Source organism: Streptomyces sp. NPDC048392, assembly GCF_043200575.1.
Taxonomy (GTDB): Bacteria; Actinomycetota; Actinomycetes; order Streptomycetales; family Streptomycetaceae; genus Streptomyces.
The window spans coordinates 402,614-421,763 of record NZ_JBICYB010000002.1 but is presented as its reverse complement, the minus strand read 5'-3'; the positions used below and the strand labels follow the sequence as shown (position 1 = coordinate 421,763).

Below are 19,150 nucleotides of genomic sequence, written 5' to 3'. Positions count from 1 at the left end.
CGACCCGCGCGCGGTACCGGTTCTGGCTACCCACAGGGACGCGCCCGTTCTGGCTACCCACAGGGATGCGCCCGATCAATATCTCGGTTCCCGGGGTGAGGGCGCACAGGAGCACAGAGGCCGCGAGTGTGCACCGTCGCACGCCCACCGGCCCGTGGTCCAGTGTCCCACCGGCCTTCCCGGGCCCTGGACGGAACCCCCTACGCCGGCCGCGGTACCGGACGACCTGGCGGTGGGTCAGTGAACCAGCCGCCGCTTCCGCACACGGAACGCACCTGGCCGGTCGCGTACGGCACACCGGCGGACACCTGTCCCACGGCAGCGTAGCGGAGTAGCGGAACGGTCACTTCCGTGCCACAGCGCCCTGGCAGACGTTGAACAGGTCGTTCCACGTGCAGGAAGGTGGGGACCGGCGGCGGCCCGTCCTTCCACGGGGGTGAGGACGGGCCGTCGTTCGAGCGGTGCGACGGTCCTAGCCGCTTACGGTGAAGTGCAGCAGATCGTTCAGGAACGGGATCTTCAGTGGCGCGTCCGGCTGTGCCATCAGCGCCAGCATGGCGATCGCGGTGCCCAGCACGCCGTAGGTGACGATGTCCGTGAAGCGCGAACGCACCGCGAGCATGCCGACGTCCCGCACGAACCAGCGCAGCGCGGCGCCGAACAGCAGCGCGGCGCCGATGAGCACCAAGCCCCACCGGAAGACGCCGAGCCCGGTGATCAGCAGGCCGGTTCCGACCAGGACGACCACGGTGAGCACCGGCCACTGCCGGGCGGGCGCGGGGGCGTCACGGCCCGCGGCCCGGCCGCCGCCCTCGGGGCGGGCGGTGTCGCGGGTGAAGAGCGGGAACCGGCGCGTGACGCGCCGTGGCCGCCCCTGGGCGTCGGGCGCGCTGACGGGGTCGCGGACGGTGACGTCCTCCGGGTGCCCCGAATGTCCGGCGTGCGCCGAGACCCCCGGGTCCCTGACGCTCTCCGACGCGTCCGCGCCTCCCGGGGTCCGCGGGGTGTCCGAGGGCCCCGCCTCCCCCGCGGCGCCCGCCCGCTCGGCGTTGGTGCCCTCAGCCGGCACTGCGCTCCGCCGCCTCCACCACGTTGACGAGCAGCTGGGCCCGGGTCATGGGACCGACGCCGCCCGGGTTCGGGGAGATCCAGGCGGCCACCTCGGCGACGCCTGGATGGACGTCGCCCATGATCCTGCCCTCGGCGTTGCGGGAGACGCCGACGTCGAGGACGGCGGCGCCCGGCTTGACGTCCTCGGGGCGGACCAGGTGCGGGGAGCCGGCCGCGGCGATCACGATGTCCGCGCGCCGTAGGTGGGCGGCCAGGTCCCGGGTGCCGGTGTGGCACTGGGTCACGGTGGCGTTCTCGCTGCGCCGGGTGAGCAGCAGCGGCATCGGGCGGCCGATGGTGACACCGCGGCCGACGACCACGACCTCGGCGCCCTTGGTCTCGACGCCGTAGCGGCGCAGCAGGGTGAGGATGCCGTTGGGGGTGCAGGGCAGCGGTGCCGGCTCGTTCAGGACGAGGCGGCCCAGGTTCCTCGGGTGCAGGCCGTCCGCGTCCTTGTCCGGGTCCATCAGCTCCAGGACGCGGTTCTCGTCGATGCCCCTGGGCAGCGGGAGCTGGACGATGTACCCGGTGCAGGCGGGGTCCTCGTTCAGCTCGCGGACGACCGCCTCGATCTCCTCCTGCGTGGCCGTGGCCGGCAGCTCGCGCTGGATGGAGGCGATGCCGACCTGGGCGCAGTCGCGGTGCTTTCCGGCGACGTACTTCTGGCTGCCCGGATCGTCACCGACCAGGACGGTGCCGAGGCCGGGCGTGACACCCCTCTCCTTCAGCGCCGCCACACGGGCGGCCAGTTCGGACTTGATCGCGGCTGCGGTGGCCTTGCCATCGAGAATCTGGGCGGTCATACCCCCATCCTCGCGGATGACCGGCCCCCGGTTCCAATCAGGTCGGCACGCGGGCACCGCGCCGGAGGTTCCAGGGCGCCGCGGGACACGTCCCGCCGTATCCGTTCATGATCGACGTTGTTGCACTTGCGCAACGCCTCGCGGGCGGGCTGGACAAGTAAGAGTTCGGTCAAGAACGATTGGGTGACACAGTGCCGCGGGGCCGTACCGGGGGGACGAACCGCTACGAAGAACTCCTCCGAGTCGAGCCGCGCGTCGTCCCCGCACTTGACAGCGACGGAGGAACACCCGCCATGAGTTTCGGCGACCCGAACAACCCCTACGGCCCGCCCCAGGGCGGCCAGCAGCCGGACCACGGCTACCCCCAGCAGCAGCCCCAGGGCCAGCCCGGCTACGGCTACCCCCAGGCACCGCCCGTGCAGCAGCCGTACGGCGCCGCTCCCACGACCATGCCCGGCACGGTCAACACCGCCCGGGTGCTGCTCTGGGTGATGGTGGGCTTCCAGGTCATCGGCACGGTGCTGTTCGCCATCTCGGCCGCGGCCGTCGACCAGGCCAAGGACGACGCCGCGTTCGAGGAGTTCGCCGACTACCCGACCGGTGTCCTGTGGGGCTTCATGGTGCTGGCGCTGGTCTGGGGCGTCTGGGCGGCGTTCCTGGCCGCGAAGTTCAACTCCGGCGGCAACGGCCTGCGCGTGACCACCCTGGTCTTCGGCATCCTCACCGCGATCCTCGCCCTCTACCCGTTCACCATCGCGGGCATCGTCCACCTCGTGTTCGGCATTCTGATCGCCGTGTTCGTCGGCAACTCGAAGGGCTCGGCCTGGTTCAAGCGACCCCGCTACTGAGAAGCGCCGAGCGCTTTCTCGCCGATCACGTCCCAGGGCCGTGTCTCACCCGTACGAGGGGGGCACGGCCCTGACGCGTCGCCCTAGTCTGGTCCGGGTAGCCGTCAGGCACGGGGAGACGCACCTTGTACGGCATCATCGTGGTACCTCCGCCGCCCCCGGAGGCCGGACACACCCGCACCCAGCTCCGGCTCGCACCCGGCGAACGGCTCGTCTTCGGGCGGTCCGTGCCCGAGGGCGGCCTGCTGATCGGCCAAGCTGCACCGGGCTGGCTGGGTGCACGGCGACCTGAAACCGGCCAACGTGCTGCTGATGGCGGACGGTTCGGTACGGCTCGCCGACTTCAACATGGCCGCCGAGCTGGAGGGCACCCACGCCTGCACGCCCGCCTTCTCCACCCCGGACCACACCCCGCCCGAGCTGCTGTGGTCCGAGATCGGCGAACGGGGCCGCCGGACCCGCCCGTCCGCCGACGTGTGGGCTTTCGGCGTCCTGGCCCACCTGGTGCTCACCGGGTCCTTCCCGCTGCCCGGCGGCACCCCGGCGGCCCGCCGCGACGCCGCCGTGGCCTACGCCCGCGGCACCCACGAGCTGCGCCTGTCGCCCGAACCTCCCCCGCCCTGGCGGGAGATCGTGCGAGCGTGCCCGGCCCGTACGCACGCGGCCCGGATCGGCACCGACGCGCTGCTGCGGCGGGTGACGGGCGTGACGGAGAGCGCGAGCGGCCCGGCGAGGCTTTCGCTCCGGCCCCGCGCACGCCCCCGGCGGAGGGTCCTGGCCGCCTCGGCCGCGGGGCCGGCCGCCCTCGCCGCGCTCGGGTACGGCCTCGTCACCCGGACCGGCGACGGCCGGGAGTCCGCCGCGGGCCCGCACCACGGCGGCACCGCGAGCGTCTCCGCGGCCGCCTACGGCGCGGCCGAGCTGCGCACCGACCGGGACGTGCCGCCCGCCTACCGTCTGCTGATCGTGGAGACCGCGCACGACTGCGACCGCGAGGAGGTCAGCCCGGCGCTGGTCGCGGCCATGCTGAAGGTCGAGAGCGACTTCGATCCCGACCTGGCCGATCCGGCCAAGGACGAGTACGGCATCGCCCGCTGGACCCCGAGCGTGCTGCGCTGGTGGATGAACGAGGACGGCACACCGGGCGAGTCCGTCCCGGCCACCCCCGTTCCCGCCCGCCGAGTCCGTTCCGGCGATGGGCCGCTATCTGTGCTGGATCGCACCCCGCCTCGCCGCCGGGCTGCCGGGCGACCGCCGGGTACTGGTCGCCGTCGCCTACCGGACGTCGTACCGCAGGGTGAACGACGCGGGCGGGGTTCCCCCGAAGTACCACGACTACGCCGACCGCGTCGCTCACCACCTCAAGGAGTACACGCCAAGGCGGCGGAAGTGACCCTGTGACCTCCGAGGTGGACGGCGCCCCGCCGAGCGTCCCGGCGCCTGGGCCGCCCGCGAACGCCCGCCGTAGCCTGCCCGTCGTCGGACTGGGGGAGGTCGACCCCGAGCGATCGGGGGAGGGGACGAATCCGTGGGCAGTGGGACGAAGACGTGGGCAGTGTCATCGTCGAGCCCCGTCGTGCGGCGGCGTCACCGAACAGCTGAGGACCGGCACGGGTGATCGCGTCGGGTCCGGCAGGGCGGGATCCGGCGGCGGCCAACTCTCCATCGCGCACGAGGGGGTGCCGCGGGTCGCCGGGGAGATCGCGGCGCGGCCGGGCGCGATACGACGACAACGGCCCGCCGGTGGACCGGGGTGCAGCCGGGCGGGCCGCCCAACGCACCGGGGTGCAGCCGGGCGGGCCGCCCAACGCACCGGGGTGCAGCCGGGCGGGCCGCCCAACGCGTGCGGCTCAGTGGAAGAAGTGCCGCGTGCCCGTGAAGTACATCGTCACGCCGGCCTTCTTCGCGGCCTCGACGACCAGCTCGTCGCGGACCGAGCCGCCGGGCTGGACCACGGCCTTCACGCCCGCCCCGGTGAGGATCTCCAGGCCGTCCGGGAAGGGGAAGAAGGCGTCTGAGGCCGCGTACGCCCCCTGTGCGCGCTCGGTGCCGGCCCGCTCCACGGCGAGTTTCGCGGAGTCGACGCGGTTGACCTGGCCCATGCCGACGCCGACCGAGGCGCCGTCCTTGGCGAGGAGGATGGCGTTGGACTTGACGGCGCGGCAGGCCTTCCAGGCGAAGGACAGGTCGGCCAGCTCCGCCTCGGAGAGCGCCTCGCCGGTGGCGAGCGTCCAGGTGGCGGGGTCGTCGCCCTCGGCCTGGAGGCGGTCGGTGACCTGGAGGAGGGCGCCGCCGTCGATGGGCTTGACGTCGACGGGGTGCGCGGGGCTGTCGGGGCAGCGCAGGACGCGGATGTTCTTCTTCTTGGTGAGGGCTTCGAGGGCGCCGTCCTCGTAGTCCGGCGCGACGATGACCTCGGTGAAGATCTCGGCGACCTGCTCGGCCATCTCCTTGGACACCGGGCGGTTGACCGCGATCACGCCGCCGAACGCGGACAGCGGGTCGCAGGCGTGCGCCTTGCGGTGCGCCGCGGCGACGTCCGCGCCGACGGCGATGCCGCAGGGATTGGCGTGCTTGATGATCGCGACGCAGGGCTCGGCGTGGTCGTACGCGGCACGGCGGGCGGCGTCCGTGTCCGTGTAGTTGTTGTACGACATCTCCTTGCCGTGCAGCTGCTCGGCCGCCGCCAGGCCGCCCGTGCCGGCGGTGTAGAGGGCCGCGGGCTGGTGCGGGTTCTCGCCGTAGCGCAGGGTGTGGGAGCGCTCCAGGCTGGTGGCGAGGAACTCCGGGAACCGCGAGTCGTCGGCGGGCGCGTAGGACGAGGCGAACCAGGAGGAGACGGCGATGTCGTACTCCGCGGTGTGCCGGAAGGCCTCGGCGGCCAGGCGCTTGCGGGCGGCGAGGTCGAAGCCGCCGTCCTTGACGGCGGACAGCACGTCGGCGTACCGGGCGGGGCTGGTGACGACCGCGACGGAAGGGTGGTTCTTGGCGGCGGCGCGCACCATCGACGGTCCGCCGATGTCGATCTGCTCGACGCACTCGTCGTCGGTGGCGCCCGAGGCGACGGTCTCCCGGAACGGGTAGAGGTTGACCACGACCAGGTCGAACGGCGTCACGCCCAGCTCGTCGAGCTGCTGCCGGTGGCTCTCCAGGCGCAGGTCGGCGAGGATACCGGCGTGCACCTTGGGGTGCAGGGTCTTGACGCGCCCGTCCAGGCACTCGGGGAAGCCGGTCAGCTCCTCGACCTTGGTGACGGGGACGCCGGCGGCGGCGATCCGCCCGGCGGTGGACCCGGTCGAGACCAGTTCGACACCGGCCTCGTGCAGCCCGCGGGCGAGCTCCTCGAGACCTGTCTTGTCGTAGACGCTGACGAGCGCCCGTCGGATGGCCCGCTTGTTGCTCTCGGCGGTGGCGGTCACTGGATAACTACCTTTCGTCCCTCAATGCGATAGCCGTTGCGGGCGAGCCGCCCCACGACATCGACGAGCAGCCTTCGCTCGACTTCCTTGATGCGCTCGTGCAGAGCGGCACCTTCGTCCTCGTAGTCCTCGTCCCGGACCTCAACCACGCCCTGCGCGATGATCGGCCCGGTGTCGACACCGTCGTCGACGAAGTGGACGGTGCAGCCGGTGACCCTGGCCCCGTACGCGAGCGCGTCCCGCACACCGTGGGCTCCCGGGAAGCTGGGGAGGAGGGCCGGGTGGGTGTTGACGAACCGCCCGCCGAACCGCGCGAGGAACTCCTTCCCCACGATCTTCATGAACCCGGCCGAGACGACGAGGTCGGGCTCGTGGGCCGCGACGGCCTCGGCGAGCGCCGCGTCCCACTCCTCGCGGGTCCCGTGGTCCTTGACCTTTCGTACGAAGGTCGGCACCCCGGCACGCTCGGCGCGGGCGAGCCCCTCGATGCCGTCGCGGTCGGCGCCGACCGCCACGACCTCGGCCCCGTAGGCCTCGACGCCGGTGTCGGCGATCTCGTCGAGGAGCGCCTGGAGGTTGGTGCCGGATCCGGAGACCAGCACGACGAGGCGCCTGGCTCGCTGGGCCACGGGCTTGGCGGCCACGGTGGGGGCCTTTCTCGGGGAAGCGGGTTTTTTGTACGGTCGTACGAATGCATCGCGCCCCGGGATACGGGGAAGTCTACGAAGCGGCCGACCGTCAGCAACGATACCGGCACACCGGACGGCCCCCTCGGGACGGGGGCGTGGCCGGAAGGTAGCGTCTGCGTGGAGCCGGACGGGGAACGCCGCCCGTGTGTCACGCGTTCACCAGACGTAGCGACCGTTCGCCCGTACCACCGGTTCGCCCGCTCGACCAGCCGCCCGTTCATTGTCGCCAAGGGGAAGACGCTCACTTGATGCCGGACCGCAGCCTGCGACTGCTCACCCTCCCCCAGCAGTCGGCGCAGCCAGGGGAGCGCAGCACCGTGTTGCTGCGGGAGCGCCCCTCGTCACCGTCCGACAGGCCTTCGGACCGGAGGGACGACGGCGAGCGGGACGGCGCCACCGACAAGGACAATCCGTTCGCACCGCCCCCGGAGGGCACGCCGGACCGCCCCTGGCAGCCGCGGCATCCCTCGGGCGACGGTGACTCCCAGGGCTCCTCCGGCTCCCAGGACGGCGGCGGGCGTTCCCCGTGGGGCGGCCAGTGGAGCGACCGGCAGCCCGGCCGGTCCCCCGACGGCTTCGGCGAGCGGCCCGGCGGATCCGAATCCGGATCCGGATCCGAGGGATCGGGCAGCGGCCAGGGCCCGCGCTGGGACCCGACGGACCCCGCCCAGCGGCGCGCCCGCTACGCCCTGCTGAGCGGCATGTGGGCCCTCTTCTTCGCCCTCTTCACCTGGCCGTACGTGGCCCTGCTGCTCGGCGCCCTCGCCCTGTACTGGGGCATCAGCGCGCTGCGGGCCAAGCCCCGCGCCGCCTCCGACCCGGACACCCCGGCCCCGCCCGCCGAGCAGACGGGCCGCCCGCAGCGCACCGCCGCGATCAGCGGCCTGGTCACGTCGTCCCTGGCCGTCGTCCTGGTCGCGGTGTCCTTCGGCGCCCAGCTGGCCTACAGCGACTACTACACCTGCCGCGACGACGCCCTGACCAACGTGGCGAAGCAGTCCTGCGAAAGCCACCTGCCGGAGCAGCTGCGCCCCCTGCTGGGCTCGGAGGACTGACCCCCCGCTTCTCGACGCCGGACGGAGCCTCCCGGCCCGACCGGCGTTCGAGGACCGCACGGGAACGACGCCGCCCCGGGCCGAAGCGGTCCGGGCGGCAGTTCCCGCGGGCGGGAACGGGAAGGGAGGCGGGGGGCGAGACACTCCCGCGGGCCCCCCGGACGCCCCGCCCTCATCCCCCACGGGGCGGCTCCACAGGCGCGTCGACCGGCAGGAAGTCGTACACCGCACCGTCGCCCGCGCCACCCCCGGGGTCGTCGTACAACCCGAACGGCACCGCGTCCTCATCCCCCTCCCGCTCACCCGCCTCGCCTCCGCCCTTCGCGTCCCGCTTCCACCACCGCCCCACGGGGGGCAACGAAACCCGCGTCCACCGGCGCCCGCCTGCGTCGTCCGCCTCACCGGCCCCCGCCGCCGCGACGGTCTCCGCACCGGTCCCCGCCGGCACCCCCGCCGCCGCCTCCCGGGCGGCAGCCCCGCGGCACCGCCACGTCCGCGCCACCACCGCCACCGGCACCGCCACCGTCCCGATCCAGGCCAGCGTCGCGCTCCCGGCCTGCCACCACACCGGCCCGAACCGGGCGAGTGCGGCACTCCCGAGCGGCCCGCCCGCGAACGCGGCCAGCAGGCCGACGAGGAGCGCACACAGGAAGGCGGCCACGGCGGCGGCGGCAGCGGTCCGCCGCCACGACCACACCCCGGTGTCGTCAGCACGGCCCGGGGTCGCGCCCGAGGACGCGCGCGGGGTGCCGTCCGAGTCCGCCCCCGGCGCACCCGCCGTGGCCGTCCGCGCCGTGAACCACCCCACCACGGCCCCCGCCGCCAGCGGCACCGCTCCGGACGCCCAGTGCAGCGGCGTACCGGGCCCCGCGTCCGGCACCGCCGCCAGCAGCGGGAACGGCGGCAGCAGCGGTGCGGGCGCGGAGGAGTAGGGGGCCACGACATGCCCGGCGCCGAGCACGAAGCCGGGACCGAGGGCGTACACCGCCGCCCACACCGCCGCGTTCGGCACCAGCGCCAGGCAGAGCAGCAGCACGGCGAACCTGCCCGACCAGCCCTCGGTCAGCCGCAGGAACGCCTCGCCGGCGGCGGCTCCGTGCCACACCAGCGACACCGCGAGCAGCAGCGCCCCGCCCCCGGCGAGCACCGCCGCGCCGGCGCCCGCGGCGCGCGTCGCGGCGCCCAGGCGCGCGTCCGGCTCCACCAGCAGCTCCCTCAGCTTGCGGGGCAGCACGCGCAGTGCCCGCCCCACCGGCCCGCCCGGCCGGCCGAACGCCGTCCACACACCGGCGCCCGCGGCGCCCATGGTGACCAACGGCAGACACACCGCCGCCCACCCCCACGAGGGCCGCAGCGCGCCGCCCTGCGCGTACAGCACGACGGGCGCGGCGACGGCGAGGTAGCCGATGACGACCCCCGTCCAGGCCACGCGGGCCGAGACGGGCGGCGGCCCGGCATCCGGGACGCCCTCCATCCACGCCGGGCGCACCCCGGCCCCCGCCCTCGCTCCCGCCCCCACGGCCACGCCCACGCCGTCCCCGGGGTCCGTGGCGTCCCGGGCGGCGCGATGCAGCAGCCACACGGGCAGGAGGAGGAACAGCAACGGGGTGACGCCGACGGGCGCGGGGATGCCGGAGAGCGTGTCGAGACGCGTCAGTTCGGCCCCGTGCGCCAGCACCCACAGCGCCGCGGCGACGTGGAGGGTGCCGCCGGGTCCGCTGTCGGGGTACGGCGAACTGATCCACAGCAGTGTCACGAGCGCGGCGCACGCCGACATGCCCAGCACCGCCGCGACCACGCCGCCCAGCAGGCCGGCGGCCAGCCCGGGCGACCGGTCGCGCCACCGGGCGTGCAGCAGGGAGAGCGGGGCGGGACGAGCGGTCGTCTGGATCACGCCCGCCATGCTCCCAACGACACGCGCTTTCCGGGTGTAACGGGCTAAGTCCCGTTGTGTCGCTCAATATATGTTTATGTACTTTTTCGTACGAAGGGGCATCCTGTGACGCCCAGCCCCGCAACCCCGCTCCCACCCCCCAAGGCACGCCGACGCCTGCGTGAGTCCGCCGCGCTGACCCAGACTCAGCTCGCGACCCGAGTGGGTGTCGCCCGACAGACGGTCCGTGCGTGGGAGAGCGGCCGCACGACTCCGCGAGGCCGGAAACGGGAGGTGTACGCGAGGTTGCTGAAAACGCTGGCCGAGGAAGACGCGGCACGTCGGGCGGGGCGGACACCGGAACGGGAACGGGAACGGGAACGGGAAAAGAAGCGGGGGCTCCAACGGACGCCGGTACCGGTGGCCGTGACCGCCACCGCGGCCGCCACGGCCACCGACAGCCCGGCACCGGACGCCCGTACGAAGCCGGACCGGACCGAGGAGACGGGGCCGCAGCGGGAGCCTGAGTCGCAGCCGGACCCGGAACCGGCGACCAAGTCACCGCCCGAGCCCGCGCCCGCGCCCGTGTCCACGCCTACGCCCACGCCCGTGCCCGCGCCCGTCGCGCTGACGCCCGCTCAGGCGTTCGACGCGCTGTACGAGTTCAGCGCGCCCGCCCTCGTACGGCAGACCTTCCTGCTGACCGGCCGTCGCGAGCAGGCGCGCGAGTCGGTGGAGCGGGCCTTCCAGACCGCCTGGGAGCGCTGGCCCGAGGTGGCCCGCGACCGGGACCCGGTGGGCTGGGTACGGGCGACGGCGTACGAGTACGCGCTCTCGCCCTGGCAGCGCTTCCGTCCGCGGCACCGGAACCAGGAGCCGCCGCCCGCCGACCCCGGCGACCGCACCCTGCTGAACACTCTGCTCAGGCTCCCCCCGCGGCACCGCCGCACGCTCGTGCTGTACGACGGCGTGGGCCTGGACCTGCCCGAGACCGCGGCGGAGACGGAGGCGAGCACCCCGACGACGGCGAACCGGCTGCTGCGCGCCCGCGAGACCGTCGCCGGCCGGCTGCCCGCGCTGGCCGACCCGCAGGTGCTGCACCGGCGGCTCGCCGAGCTGGCGTCGAACGAGCGGCTGCGGGCGGCGCGACCGCCGACGGTGCGGCGGGCCGGCGAGCGCCGGACGCGGTTCTGGACCCGGGCCGCGATCGCCTTCACGGCCGCCCTCATCGGGACCACGGCCCTGACCGTGCGCACCGCGCCCACGCACTACGAGCCGCCCGTGTCCCGCGGCGAGGCGGTGCGGGGGGTGCCGCCCCGGGTGGCGCCGGGTGCCCTGTCGGACGAGGAACTCGAGCTGCGGCAGAAGCTGCGTGACCAGTTGCAGGACGGGCCCGAACGGCTGAGCCCGAAGCTCGAATGACGGGGTGCCGCGGCCCCCGGAACGCCGAGTGGCCCGCCCCCCTGTGGACAGGGGGCGGGCCACTCGGCGTGACAACGGCGCGCGACGCGCGGCGGTGCGGTGTCAGCCGGCCAGGATGGTGCGGGCGAGCTTCGCCGTCTCGGTCGGCGTCTTGCCGACCTTGACGCCGGCGGCCTCCAGGGCCTCCTTCTTCGCCTGGGCGGTGCCGGACGAACCGGAGACGATGGCGCCGGCGTGGCCCATGGTCTTGCCCTCGGGCGCGGTGAAGCCCGCGACGTAGCCGACGACCGGCTTGGTCACGTTCTTCGAGATGTACTCCGCCGCACGCTCCTCGGCGTCGCCGCCGATCTCGCCGATCATGACGATGAGGTCGGTGTCGGGGTCGGCCTCGAACGCGGCGAGCGCGTCGATGTGCGTGGTGCCGATGATCGGGTCGCCACCGATGCCGACGGCGGTCGAGAAGCCGATGTCACGCAGCTCGTACATCATCTGGTACGTCAGCGTGCCGGACTTCGAGACCAGGCCGATGCGGCCCGGCTTCGTGATGTCGCCCGGGATGATGCCGACGTTGGACTGGCCCGGCGTGATGATGCCGGGGCAGTTCGGGCCGATGATCCGGGTCTTGTCGCCCTTCTTGCCGGCGTACGACCAGAAGGAGGCCGAGTCGTGCACGGCGATGCCCTCGGTGATGACGACGGCCAGCGGGATCTCGGCGTCGATGGCCTCGACGACCGCGTCCTTGGTGAACTTCTCCGGCACGAAGATGACTGAGACGTTGGCGCCGGTCTTCTCGATGGCCTCCTTGACGGTGCCGAAGACCGGTACCTCGTTGCCGTCGAAGTCCACGGAGGTGCCCGCCTTGCGCGGGTTCACGCCGCCCACGACCTCGGTGCCGTCACCCAGCATGAGCTTGGTGTGCTTCATGCCGGTGGCGCCGGTCATGCCCTGGACGATGACCTTGCTGTCCTTGTTGAGCCAGATAGCCATGGTGTGTTGGTGTCCTCGTCCTGAGTGCTTACTTGGCAGCGGCGTGAGCCAGCTCGGCGGCCTTGTCGGCCGCGCCGTCCATGGTGTCGACGCGCTGCACCAGCGGGTGGTCGGCGTCGGTGAGGATCTTGCGGCCCAGCTCGGCGTTGTTGCCGTCGAGGCGGACGACGAGCGGCTTCTCGACCTTCTCGCCGCGGTCCTCCAGGAGCTTCAGCGCCTGGACGATGCCGTTGGCGACCTCGTCGCAGGCGGTGATGCCGCCGAAGACGTTGACGAACACGGAGCGGACGTCCGGGTCGCCCAGGATGATCTCCAGGCCGTTCGCCATGACCTGGGCGGAGGCACCGCCACCGATGTCCAGGAAGTTGGCGGGCTTCACGTTGCCGTGCTTCTCACCGGCGTACGCGACGACGTCCAGGGTGCTCATGACGAGACCCGCGCCGTTGCCGATGATGCCGACCTCGCCGTCGAGCTTGACGTAGTTGAGGTTCTTCTCCTTGGCGGCGGCCTCGAGCGGGTTGGCCGCGGCCTTGTCGTGGAGGGCCTCGAAGTCGGGGTGCCGGAACTCGGCGTTGTCGTCCAGCGACACCTTGCCGTCGAGGGCGATGACCTCCCCGGAGACGACCTTGGCCAGCGGGTTGACCTCGACCAGGAGGGCGTCCTCCTTGATGAAGGTGTCCCACAGCTTGACCAGGATGTCGGCGACCTTGTCGGCGACCTCGGCCGGGAACTTCGCGGCTTCGACGATCTCGCGCGCCTTCTCGGGCGTCACGCCGTCGATCGCGTCGATCGGGGTCTTGGCGACGGCCTCCGGACGGGTGGCCGCCACCTCCTCGATCTCCACGCCGCCCTCGACGGAGGCGATGGAGAGGAAGGTGCGGTTGGCACGGTCGAGGAGGAAGGAGACGTAGTACTCCTCGACGATCTCGGGCGCGGTCTCGGCGATCATCACCTTGTGGACCGTGTGGCCCTTGATGTCCATGCCGAGGATGTCCGTCGCGCGGGCGACGGCCTCGTCCGCGGAGGCGGCGAGCTTGACGCCACCGGCCTTGCCGCGGCCACCGACCTTCACCTGAGCCTTGACGACGGACTTGCCGCCCAGACGCTCGGTGATCGCGCGCGCCGCCTCAGGCGTGTCGATGACTTCACCGGCCAGCACCGGTACATCGTGCTTGGCGAAGAGGTCCCTCGCCTGGTACTCGAACAGGTCCACGCGCTTCCGTCCCTATCAGTGATCTCGCGGTTCGTTGGATGCGTGGGCGTGCCGCGAAGGGCAACGTGACGTCCGCTGTGAGTCACAAGGGGGGCGCACACGGTGTCCGAGCGCGCGGCATGTCCGTCTCGCAGGTTATCGCCGCATGCGGAGGGTCTCTAAATCGTGGGTCACACCTGAGCGGTGATGCCTGTCACATGATGCCGCGCTCACTGGCACGCGGTGCCGGTTGTGAGGGGCGGGCGGGACGCGAGGAGGGCGCCGGGCGCACCGGCGAAGGGCCTCACCGGGCTGGGGTTGACCCGGTGAGGCCCGGGCGCCCCCGGCGGGCCGCACGGGTGCGGTCCACCGGGGCGCGGGCCGACTGGTCCCCACCCCAATGGGGACCAGTCGGCCCGGACCGCGGGGTTTCGGCCGGACGGAGGCCGACGGCTTTCGGCCGTCCGGGGCCTGCCGCCCCGCGGAGTCCGTGTCTGCCGCAGTGCTCGCCGCGCGGCGCCGGGGCCCGGGGCGCCCGGGTCACGAGGCCCGGGTCACGAAGCCCGGGGCCCGGGGCGTCCGGGTCACGAGTCCCGGCCCACGAAGCCCGGGGCCCGGGGCCACGAGGCGGCGTGCGCCGGATGTCGGCTGGGGGCGTCCGGTACGCCGGGCGGGGCGTCCGGTACGCCGGAGCCCGGATGACCGGCGCGGGTCCCGTTGTCCGGATGCCGGGCGCGCGAGGCGGCCGGGCGCGGGAGGGCGGGCGCGGGGCGTCCGGACGGTGAGCCGGTCTCTCTGCCCGTGCGGCGAGTGTGCGGCGGGTGTGCGGCGGCGGCCGTCTAGGCGGGTGAGACGGGGATGTCCCGGTACGGCTCCCCGGCCCCGGCCGCGTCGGCGTGCTCCGGGGCGTCAGGCACGAGCCGGAACGGGATCCGGTGGTCCGGGGTGACCGCGCGCGCGTCGCCGTGGCGCGTCGCCCCCTGGTCGGCGCCGGACGCGGTACCGAGCTCCCCGTCGGGATCGCCTGAGGGCGCCCGGTGGGCGGGGGCGTACTCGGCGGGCACGGCTCGGCGGGTGTCGACGTGCGCGGCGGGCTCCGCGTCCCCGCCGGGCTCCGGGCCGTACCCGACGCGTGCCGGGCTTGCGGCCCCGTCGCGGACCCGGGAGCCGACGGCATCGGGCGGGCCGCCGGAACGGGAGACGTCCGGCACCACCGAGGAAGGATCGGGCCGCGACTCGGGGACGGCCGACCGCGAACGACCGGAAAGGTCGTCGGTCGAGTCGGTGGAACCGTTCGGATCGGACGAGTCGGCCAGGTCGGACGAGACGCTCCGGTCGGAAGAGTCGCTCCGGTCGGACGGGTCGGCCGGGTCCGGGAGCACCGGCAGCGGGGGCGCGGAAGGGAGCGGAAGCGTCGGCAGCGCCTCCAGCGGCGGCACCTCGGCCCGCGCGACCGCCCCGAGCTCCTCGGTCAGCGTCTCCACCGTGTCACCGACCGGCCGCACGACCCGGTCCTCCACGGCCCGGACGACGTCCCCGGAGACGGGACGGAGGTCCGTGAGAACCGCGCCGGGGCCCGAACCCGTGATGCTTCCGGCGTCCCCGGCCGATCCGACGCCCCGCGGGCTCTGCGCAGGGGTCGCGAGGACCCGGCCGACCGTCTCCGTCGGGGACGGCGCTCCGCCGGCCGCGTCCGCCCGCTGTCCGCAGACCACCCCGAGCACGAACAATCCGCCCACCAGCAGGCCCACGCGCAGCGCACGCCGCCCGGCCGCCGTACGCATGACGCGCAGAGCGGCACCGGGCAGGACTGCTGACCAGACCAAGAGGGGAGGTTCCTCCCGTACGACGGAACGGGCCGCGCGTCGAACAACGCGTCGACACGCCGCGCGATACTCGCACGGGGATCCGGAGGTTGCGCAACCCCGGCGTCACCGATCGTCGGTCATATCCGTTTTACCCGTTGGGGAACGGGCCGCCCCGGATCGACAAATCGTCACCCGGCATCCGGTATCGGCAGGGGCCGCTTCTCGATCGCCGCCGCCATCACCTCCGGGAAGAGATCGGGCGTGCAGGCGAAGGCCGGTGCGCCGAGCGCGGCGAGCGCCACCGCGTGTTCCCGGTCGTACGCGGGCGCCCCCTCGTCGGACAGGGCCAGCAGTGTCACGAACCGCACCCCCGCCGCCTTCATCGCCGCCACCCGCTTGAGCATCTCGTTCCGTATGCCTCCCTCGTACAGGTCGCTGATCAGTACGACCACCGTCTCCGCGGGCCGGGTGATCTGCGACTGGCAGTACGCCAGCGCGCGGTTGATGTCCGTACCGCCGCCGAGTCGCGTGCCGAAGAGCACGTCGACCGGGTCGTCGAGCCGGCCGGTGAGGTCGACGACCGCGGTGTCGAAGACGACGAGCCGGGTGTCGATCGAGCGCATGGACGCCAGCACCGCGCCGAACACGGACGCGTACACGACGGACGCCGCCATCGACCCGGACTGGTCGACGCAGAGGACGACCTCCTTCTTCACCGAGCGGGACGCCCGCCCGTGACCGACGAGCCGCTCCGGCACGATCGTGCGGTGCTCCGGCAGGTAGTGCTTGAGATTGGCCGCGATCGTGCGGTTCCAGTCGATGTCGTGGTGGCGGGGCCGGCTGGTGCGGGCGCCGCGGTCCAGCGCGCCGGTCAGGGCGGCACGGGTGCGGGTGGCGAGCCGCTTCTCCAGATCCTCGACGACCTTGCGCACGACTGCCCGCGCCGTCTCCTTCGTCGTCTCCGGCATCGCCTTGTTCAGGGACAGCAGGGTGCCGACGAGGTGCACGTCGGCCTCCACGGCCTGGAGCATCTCCGGCTCCAGCAGGAGTGTGGCGAGCCCGAGCCGGTCGATCGCGTCCCGCTGCATGACCTGCACGACCGAGGAGGGGAAGTAGGTCCGGATGTCCCCCAGCCAGCGCGCCACGGCGGGCGCGGACGCGCCGAGCCCCGCCGCGCGGTCCCGCCCCGCTCGTGGTGTGTCCCCCTTCCCGTAGAGCGCGGTGAGCGCGCCGTCCATCGCGGCGTCCCGTCCGGCAAGCGCGCGTCCGGTGCCGTCGGCCGGGTCACCGCCGAGTACGAGACGCCACCGCCGCAGCCGTTCCTGCGCCGCGCCGGCCTCCGGCTGGGTCGTCATGCGTCCACCCCCACCAGGTCGTTGTCACCGTCTCCCACCAGGTCCTTGTGGCCGGCTCTCGTCAGGTGGCCGGCGTCGGCCCCCGCCAGGTCCTTGTGGCCTGCCCCCGCCGGGTGGCCTGCGTCGGCCCCCGGCGGCCGGCCGCCCCTGCCGGGCCCGGTCCTCTCGTGGCCGGCGTCCGTCGTGTCCGCTCCGTGCGCGGTGTCCCGGCCCAGCAGCAGCCGGACCACCGGCAGCACCGCGTCGGCCCGCCCGGTGTCGAGGCCGGCCGCGAAGCCCGGGATGCCGGAACCGGCCGTCGTCACACTCCCCCGCGCCTCCGGTCCGAGCCTGACCAGCTCACCGAGGCTGCGGCGCACCCCCGGCTCGAAGACCGAGAAGGTGCGGCGCAGCAGGGGGAGCACGTCCGTGAACGCGTCCGCCGGCACACCGGTCAGCCAGGCGTCGATCAGGGCGAGCAGCCGCTCGTCGTGCAGGAGGAGCATGCCGCCGCCCGAGCCACCGCCGACGAAGCCCTCGATCCAGGCCGCCGCGTCCGCCGGTGGCGTCCCCGGGGACAGCACCAGGCCCATGAGCCGTGCCGCCGCGTCCGGCGCCAGCCCGCCGTCGTCCAGGAGGAGCCGTACGGCACGCCCTCGGACGACGCCGGGCACGGTGTCCCGCGCGGAGAGGGTCCGCAGCACGGACTGCCACCGGGACCGCAGGTCGCCGCGGGCCGGCGAGGGGGCCTCGCCCAGCAGGCCCACCGCCGCGTGCACGGCGTCCACGTGCCGGCGCATCTGCTCGGCCGCGTCCGCGTCCAGTGCGGCACAGGCCGCGGGCAGGCCGACGAAGACGCGCTCGGCGAGACCCGCGGCGACCTCGGCCAACGCGCCGGTGTCCGTGCCGCGCACGTCGCCGTAGCGCAGCGAGCGGACGAGGGCCGGCAGGGCCCGGGCGAGGTGGCCGACGTCCGTGTCGAGCGCCGCCCGGTCGGCGAGTGTCCGCATCACCGGCGAGAGCGCGTCCGGCAGTTCGGCCAGCAGGCAGCGCTCGGCGAGCGCGGTGACGTCGGCGAGGTCCCGGGCGGTGACGGCGTCCGCCTCGGCCCTGGCGGTCGCGGCGGAGAGCACGGTCGTGCCCCATACCCCGGCCTCGGCGATGCGCACCGACAGCTCCGGCTCCCACCGCAGCCGCCACGTCTCCCGGAACGTGCCCGTGCTGCCCCGGGAGGCGGCCGGCGCGCCCCAGTCGACGCCCAGCAGCCGCAGCCGGTGCAGCAGTCTGCTGCGCCCGGCGTCGGTCTCCTTGCGCAGGTCGAGCTCCAGCTCCCGCTCCGGTGCCTCGGGCCTGAGCCGCAGCCGCCGCTGGCTCCGGGCCAGGTCCCGCTGCAACGGCACCGCGGGCGCCCCCGCGGGGACCTCACCCAGCACGTCCCCCACCACCAGGCGGTCGTGGACCAACGCCAGCGGCACGTCCGAGCCGTCGCACATCACCGCCCGCACGGCGTCCGTCGTCTCGCTCAGCCCGGGCAACGGGCGCCCGCGCATCACCGCGAGCGTCCCGGCCAGCCGCACCGCCTCGATCACGTGCGCCGGGGAGACGGCCCGGTCCTCGTCCCGCAGCAGCCCGGCCACCTTCGTCAGCCATCGCTCGACGGGCCGGTCGACCGCGGCGAACAGATGCCCGTACCAGCCCGGTGACTCGATGCCCGCCCCGTACCCGCCGGCCCGGGACAGTCTGCGATGGGTCCAGGGCACCCAGGTCATGTCGACCTTGGTCCTGGGCAGCCCCTTCAACAGGGCCCGGTCGGCGGCGACGGTGGCCTTCCGCCGCAGCGCGGGCACGTGCCACGCCCCGCAGACCACGGCCACACCCTCACCGAACTCCCGCCGCGCCCCCCGGACCTGGAGCCGCATGTACGCCTCCCGCACGAGGTCCCGGTCCTGCCCGCCGCCGTCCTCCGTCTCCCGCAGCGCCCCCATCGCCTCCTCCAGCGCCGTGAACGGCGCGAGCGCGTCCCCGCCCCCCGCTCCCCGGTGCTCGACGGCGTCCTCCCACCAGCGCTCGGGGTCGTCGTGACCGGCGGCCTCGGCGAGGGCGGCGAGCGGATCGCCCCGGACACCGGCGGAGGCCGCACCGGACTCCGCCCCCGCGTCCCGGTCGTCCGCCTGATCGTCCGCCGCCCGCCACGCCAGCGTGTGTGTGGCCGGGAGGTCGATGAAGCGTGCCGGGACGCCGTGCTCCAGGGCCCAGCGGACGGCCACCCACTCGGGGGAGAACTCGGCCAGCGGCCAGAACGCCGAGCGGCCGGGCTCGTCCACGGCGTGGGCGAGGAGCGCGACCGGCGGTCGCATGTCCTCGTCGGCGGCCAGCGGGATCAGCGCGTCGGCCTCCGGCGGGCCCTCGATCAGCACGATGTCCGGCCTGGCCGCCTCCAGCGCGGCCCGCACCGCCCGGGCCGACCCCGGCCCGTGGTGGCGTACGCCCAGCAGCAGCGGCCCGCCACCGGGCTCCCCGGGACGGCCGGCCTGCCAGCCGGATCCGTCGCTCGCGGCCCGGTCAGTGCCCGGCACTCCGTCCCCCTCCCCCACGGCTCCAGCCGGAGTC

13 protein-coding genes and 3 pseudogenes are annotated in these 19,150 nt (G+C 74.2%); 6 read left to right on the top strand and 10 right to left on the bottom strand.

What is annotated here, in order from left to right:
* Window positions 1–472: 472 nt before the first annotated feature.
* Window positions 473–1,069, bottom strand: a complete 597-nt coding sequence (locus tag ACGFYH_RS05830) for a DUF3017 domain-containing protein (RefSeq protein ID WP_393801860.1) — start codon at window positions 1,067–1,069, stop codon at window positions 473–475.
* The gene (locus ACGFYH_RS05825) at window positions 1,059–1,913 is read right to left on the bottom strand and encodes a bifunctional methylenetetrahydrofolate dehydrogenase/methenyltetrahydrofolate cyclohydrolase (RefSeq protein ID WP_393801859.1); all 855 of its coding nucleotides are present in this window, start codon (window positions 1,911–1,913) and stop codon (window positions 1,059–1,061) included. Before ACGFYH_RS05825 ends, ACGFYH_RS05830 begins: the two co-directional genes overlap by 11 nt.
* 293 nt (window positions 1,914–2,206) lie before the next feature.
* Between ACGFYH_RS05825 and ACGFYH_RS05820 the strand changes: the two genes are divergently transcribed.
* The 4 genes and pseudogenes from ACGFYH_RS05820 to ACGFYH_RS05805 all read left to right on the top strand — a co-directional run.
* Window positions 2,207–2,761, top strand: coding sequence for a hypothetical protein (locus ACGFYH_RS05820; RefSeq protein WP_393801858.1), 555 nt, complete (start codon window positions 2,207–2,209; stop codon window positions 2,759–2,761).
* A 125-nt stretch (window positions 2,762–2,886) separates the two neighbouring features.
* A pseudogene (locus ACGFYH_RS05815) lies at window positions 2,887–3,015 on the top strand (FHA domain-containing protein); the annotation flags it as partial.
* Window positions 3,014–4,154: pseudogene (locus ACGFYH_RS05810) on the top strand (protein kinase); the annotation flags it as partial. The pseudogenes ACGFYH_RS05815 and ACGFYH_RS05810, both read left to right, overlap by 2 nt.
* A 205-nt stretch (window positions 4,155–4,359) precedes the next feature.
* Window positions 4,360–4,470 (top strand): annotated as a pseudogene (locus ACGFYH_RS05805) (FHA domain-containing protein); the annotation flags it as partial.
* A 141-nt stretch (window positions 4,471–4,611) separates the two neighbouring features.
* Here ACGFYH_RS05805 and purH read toward each other — a convergent pair.
* Together purH and purN are read right to left on the bottom strand one after the other, a co-directional pair.
* On the bottom strand, window positions 4,612–6,180 hold the full coding sequence (gene purH, locus ACGFYH_RS05800) for a bifunctional phosphoribosylaminoimidazolecarboxamide formyltransferase/IMP cyclohydrolase (RefSeq protein ID WP_393801857.1): 1,569 nt from the start codon (window positions 6,178–6,180) through the stop codon (window positions 4,612–4,614).
* Window positions 6,177–6,824 carry a phosphoribosylglycinamide formyltransferase gene (gene purN / locus ACGFYH_RS05795; protein WP_393801856.1) on the bottom strand — a complete coding sequence of 216 codons (648 nt, stop codon included), beginning with the start codon at window positions 6,822–6,824 and terminating at the stop codon, window positions 6,177–6,179. The genes purH and purN overlap by 4 nt, the downstream gene beginning before the upstream one ends.
* A 293-nt stretch (window positions 6,825–7,117) precedes the next feature.
* On the opposite strand from purN, the gene ACGFYH_RS05790 reads away from it, so the two are divergent.
* Window positions 7,118–7,924 (top strand): hypothetical protein, encoded by an 807-nt coding sequence (locus ACGFYH_RS05790; protein ID WP_393801855.1) that lies wholly within the window; start codon window positions 7,118–7,120, stop codon window positions 7,922–7,924.
* 172 nt (window positions 7,925–8,096) lie between these two features.
* Here the strand turns inward: ACGFYH_RS05790 and ACGFYH_RS05785 are convergent, their stop codons facing one another.
* On the bottom strand, window positions 8,097–9,827 hold the full coding sequence (locus ACGFYH_RS05785; RefSeq protein WP_393801854.1) for a DUF6350 family protein: 1,731 nt from the start codon (window positions 9,825–9,827) through the stop codon (window positions 8,097–8,099).
* A 96-nt stretch (window positions 9,828–9,923) separates the two neighbouring features.
* On the opposite strand from ACGFYH_RS05785, the gene ACGFYH_RS05780 reads away from it, so the two are divergent.
* Window positions 9,924–11,219, top strand: a complete 1,296-nt coding sequence (locus ACGFYH_RS05780; RefSeq protein ID WP_393801853.1) for a helix-turn-helix domain-containing protein — start codon at window positions 9,924–9,926, stop codon at window positions 11,217–11,219.
* Between the two features lie 102 nt (window positions 11,220–11,321).
* Here the strand turns inward: ACGFYH_RS05780 and sucD are convergent, their stop codons facing one another.
* The 5 genes from sucD to ACGFYH_RS05755 all read right to left on the bottom strand — a co-directional run bounded on the left by sucD (window position 11,322) and on the right by ACGFYH_RS05755 (window position 19,116).
* Complete coding sequence (sucD, locus tag ACGFYH_RS05775) at window positions 11,322–12,206, bottom strand: succinate--CoA ligase subunit alpha (RefSeq protein WP_393801852.1); 885 nt, start codon at window positions 12,204–12,206, stop codon at window positions 11,322–11,324.
* Window positions 12,207–12,234: 28 nt separating this feature from the next.
* A complete protein-coding gene (sucC, locus tag ACGFYH_RS05770; protein WP_393801851.1) occupies window positions 12,235–13,419 on the bottom strand; it encodes an ADP-forming succinate--CoA ligase subunit beta in 1,185 nt (394 codons plus the stop codon).
* Window positions 13,420–14,237: 818 nt separating this feature from the next.
* Entirely contained in the window at window positions 14,238–15,224 is a 987-nt protein-coding gene (locus ACGFYH_RS05765; RefSeq protein WP_393801850.1) for a hypothetical protein, read from the bottom strand.
* A 170-nt stretch (window positions 15,225–15,394) separates the two neighbouring features.
* On the bottom strand, window positions 15,395–16,561 hold the full coding sequence (locus ACGFYH_RS05760; RefSeq protein WP_393801849.1) for a vWA domain-containing protein: 1,167 nt from the start codon (window positions 16,559–16,561) through the stop codon (window positions 15,395–15,397).
* A complete protein-coding gene (locus ACGFYH_RS05755; protein ID WP_393801848.1) occupies window positions 16,558–19,116 on the bottom strand; it encodes a DUF5682 family protein in 2,559 nt (852 codons plus the stop codon). Before ACGFYH_RS05755 ends, ACGFYH_RS05760 begins: the two co-directional genes overlap by 4 nt.
* Between the last annotated feature and the right edge of the window lie 34 nt (window positions 19,117–19,150).

What these genes read in the sequence shown, in the direction of transcription:
- ACGFYH_RS05825 (WP_393801859.1), bottom strand. Translation starts at nt 1,913, where the DNA reads ATGACCGCCCAGATTCTCGATGGCAAGGCCACCGCAGCCGCGATCAAG.
- ACGFYH_RS05820 (WP_393801858.1), top strand. Translation starts at nt 2,207, where the DNA reads ATGAGTTTCGGCGACCCGAACAACCCCTACGGCCCGCCCCAGGGCGGC.
- ACGFYH_RS05790 (WP_393801855.1), top strand. Translation starts at nt 7,118, where the DNA reads ATGCCGGACCGCAGCCTGCGACTGCTCACCCTCCCCCAGCAGTCGGCG.
- ACGFYH_RS05785 (WP_393801854.1), bottom strand. Translation starts at nt 9,827, where the DNA reads ATGGCGGGCGTGATCCAGACGACCGCTCGTCCCGCCCCGCTCTCCCTG.
- sucD (WP_393801852.1), bottom strand. Translation starts at nt 12,206, where the DNA reads ATGGCTATCTGGCTCAACAAGGACAGCAAGGTCATCGTCCAGGGCATG.
- ACGFYH_RS05760 (WP_393801849.1), bottom strand. Translation starts at nt 16,561, where the DNA reads ATGACGACCCAGCCGGAGGCCGGCGCGGCGCAGGAACGGCTGCGGCGG.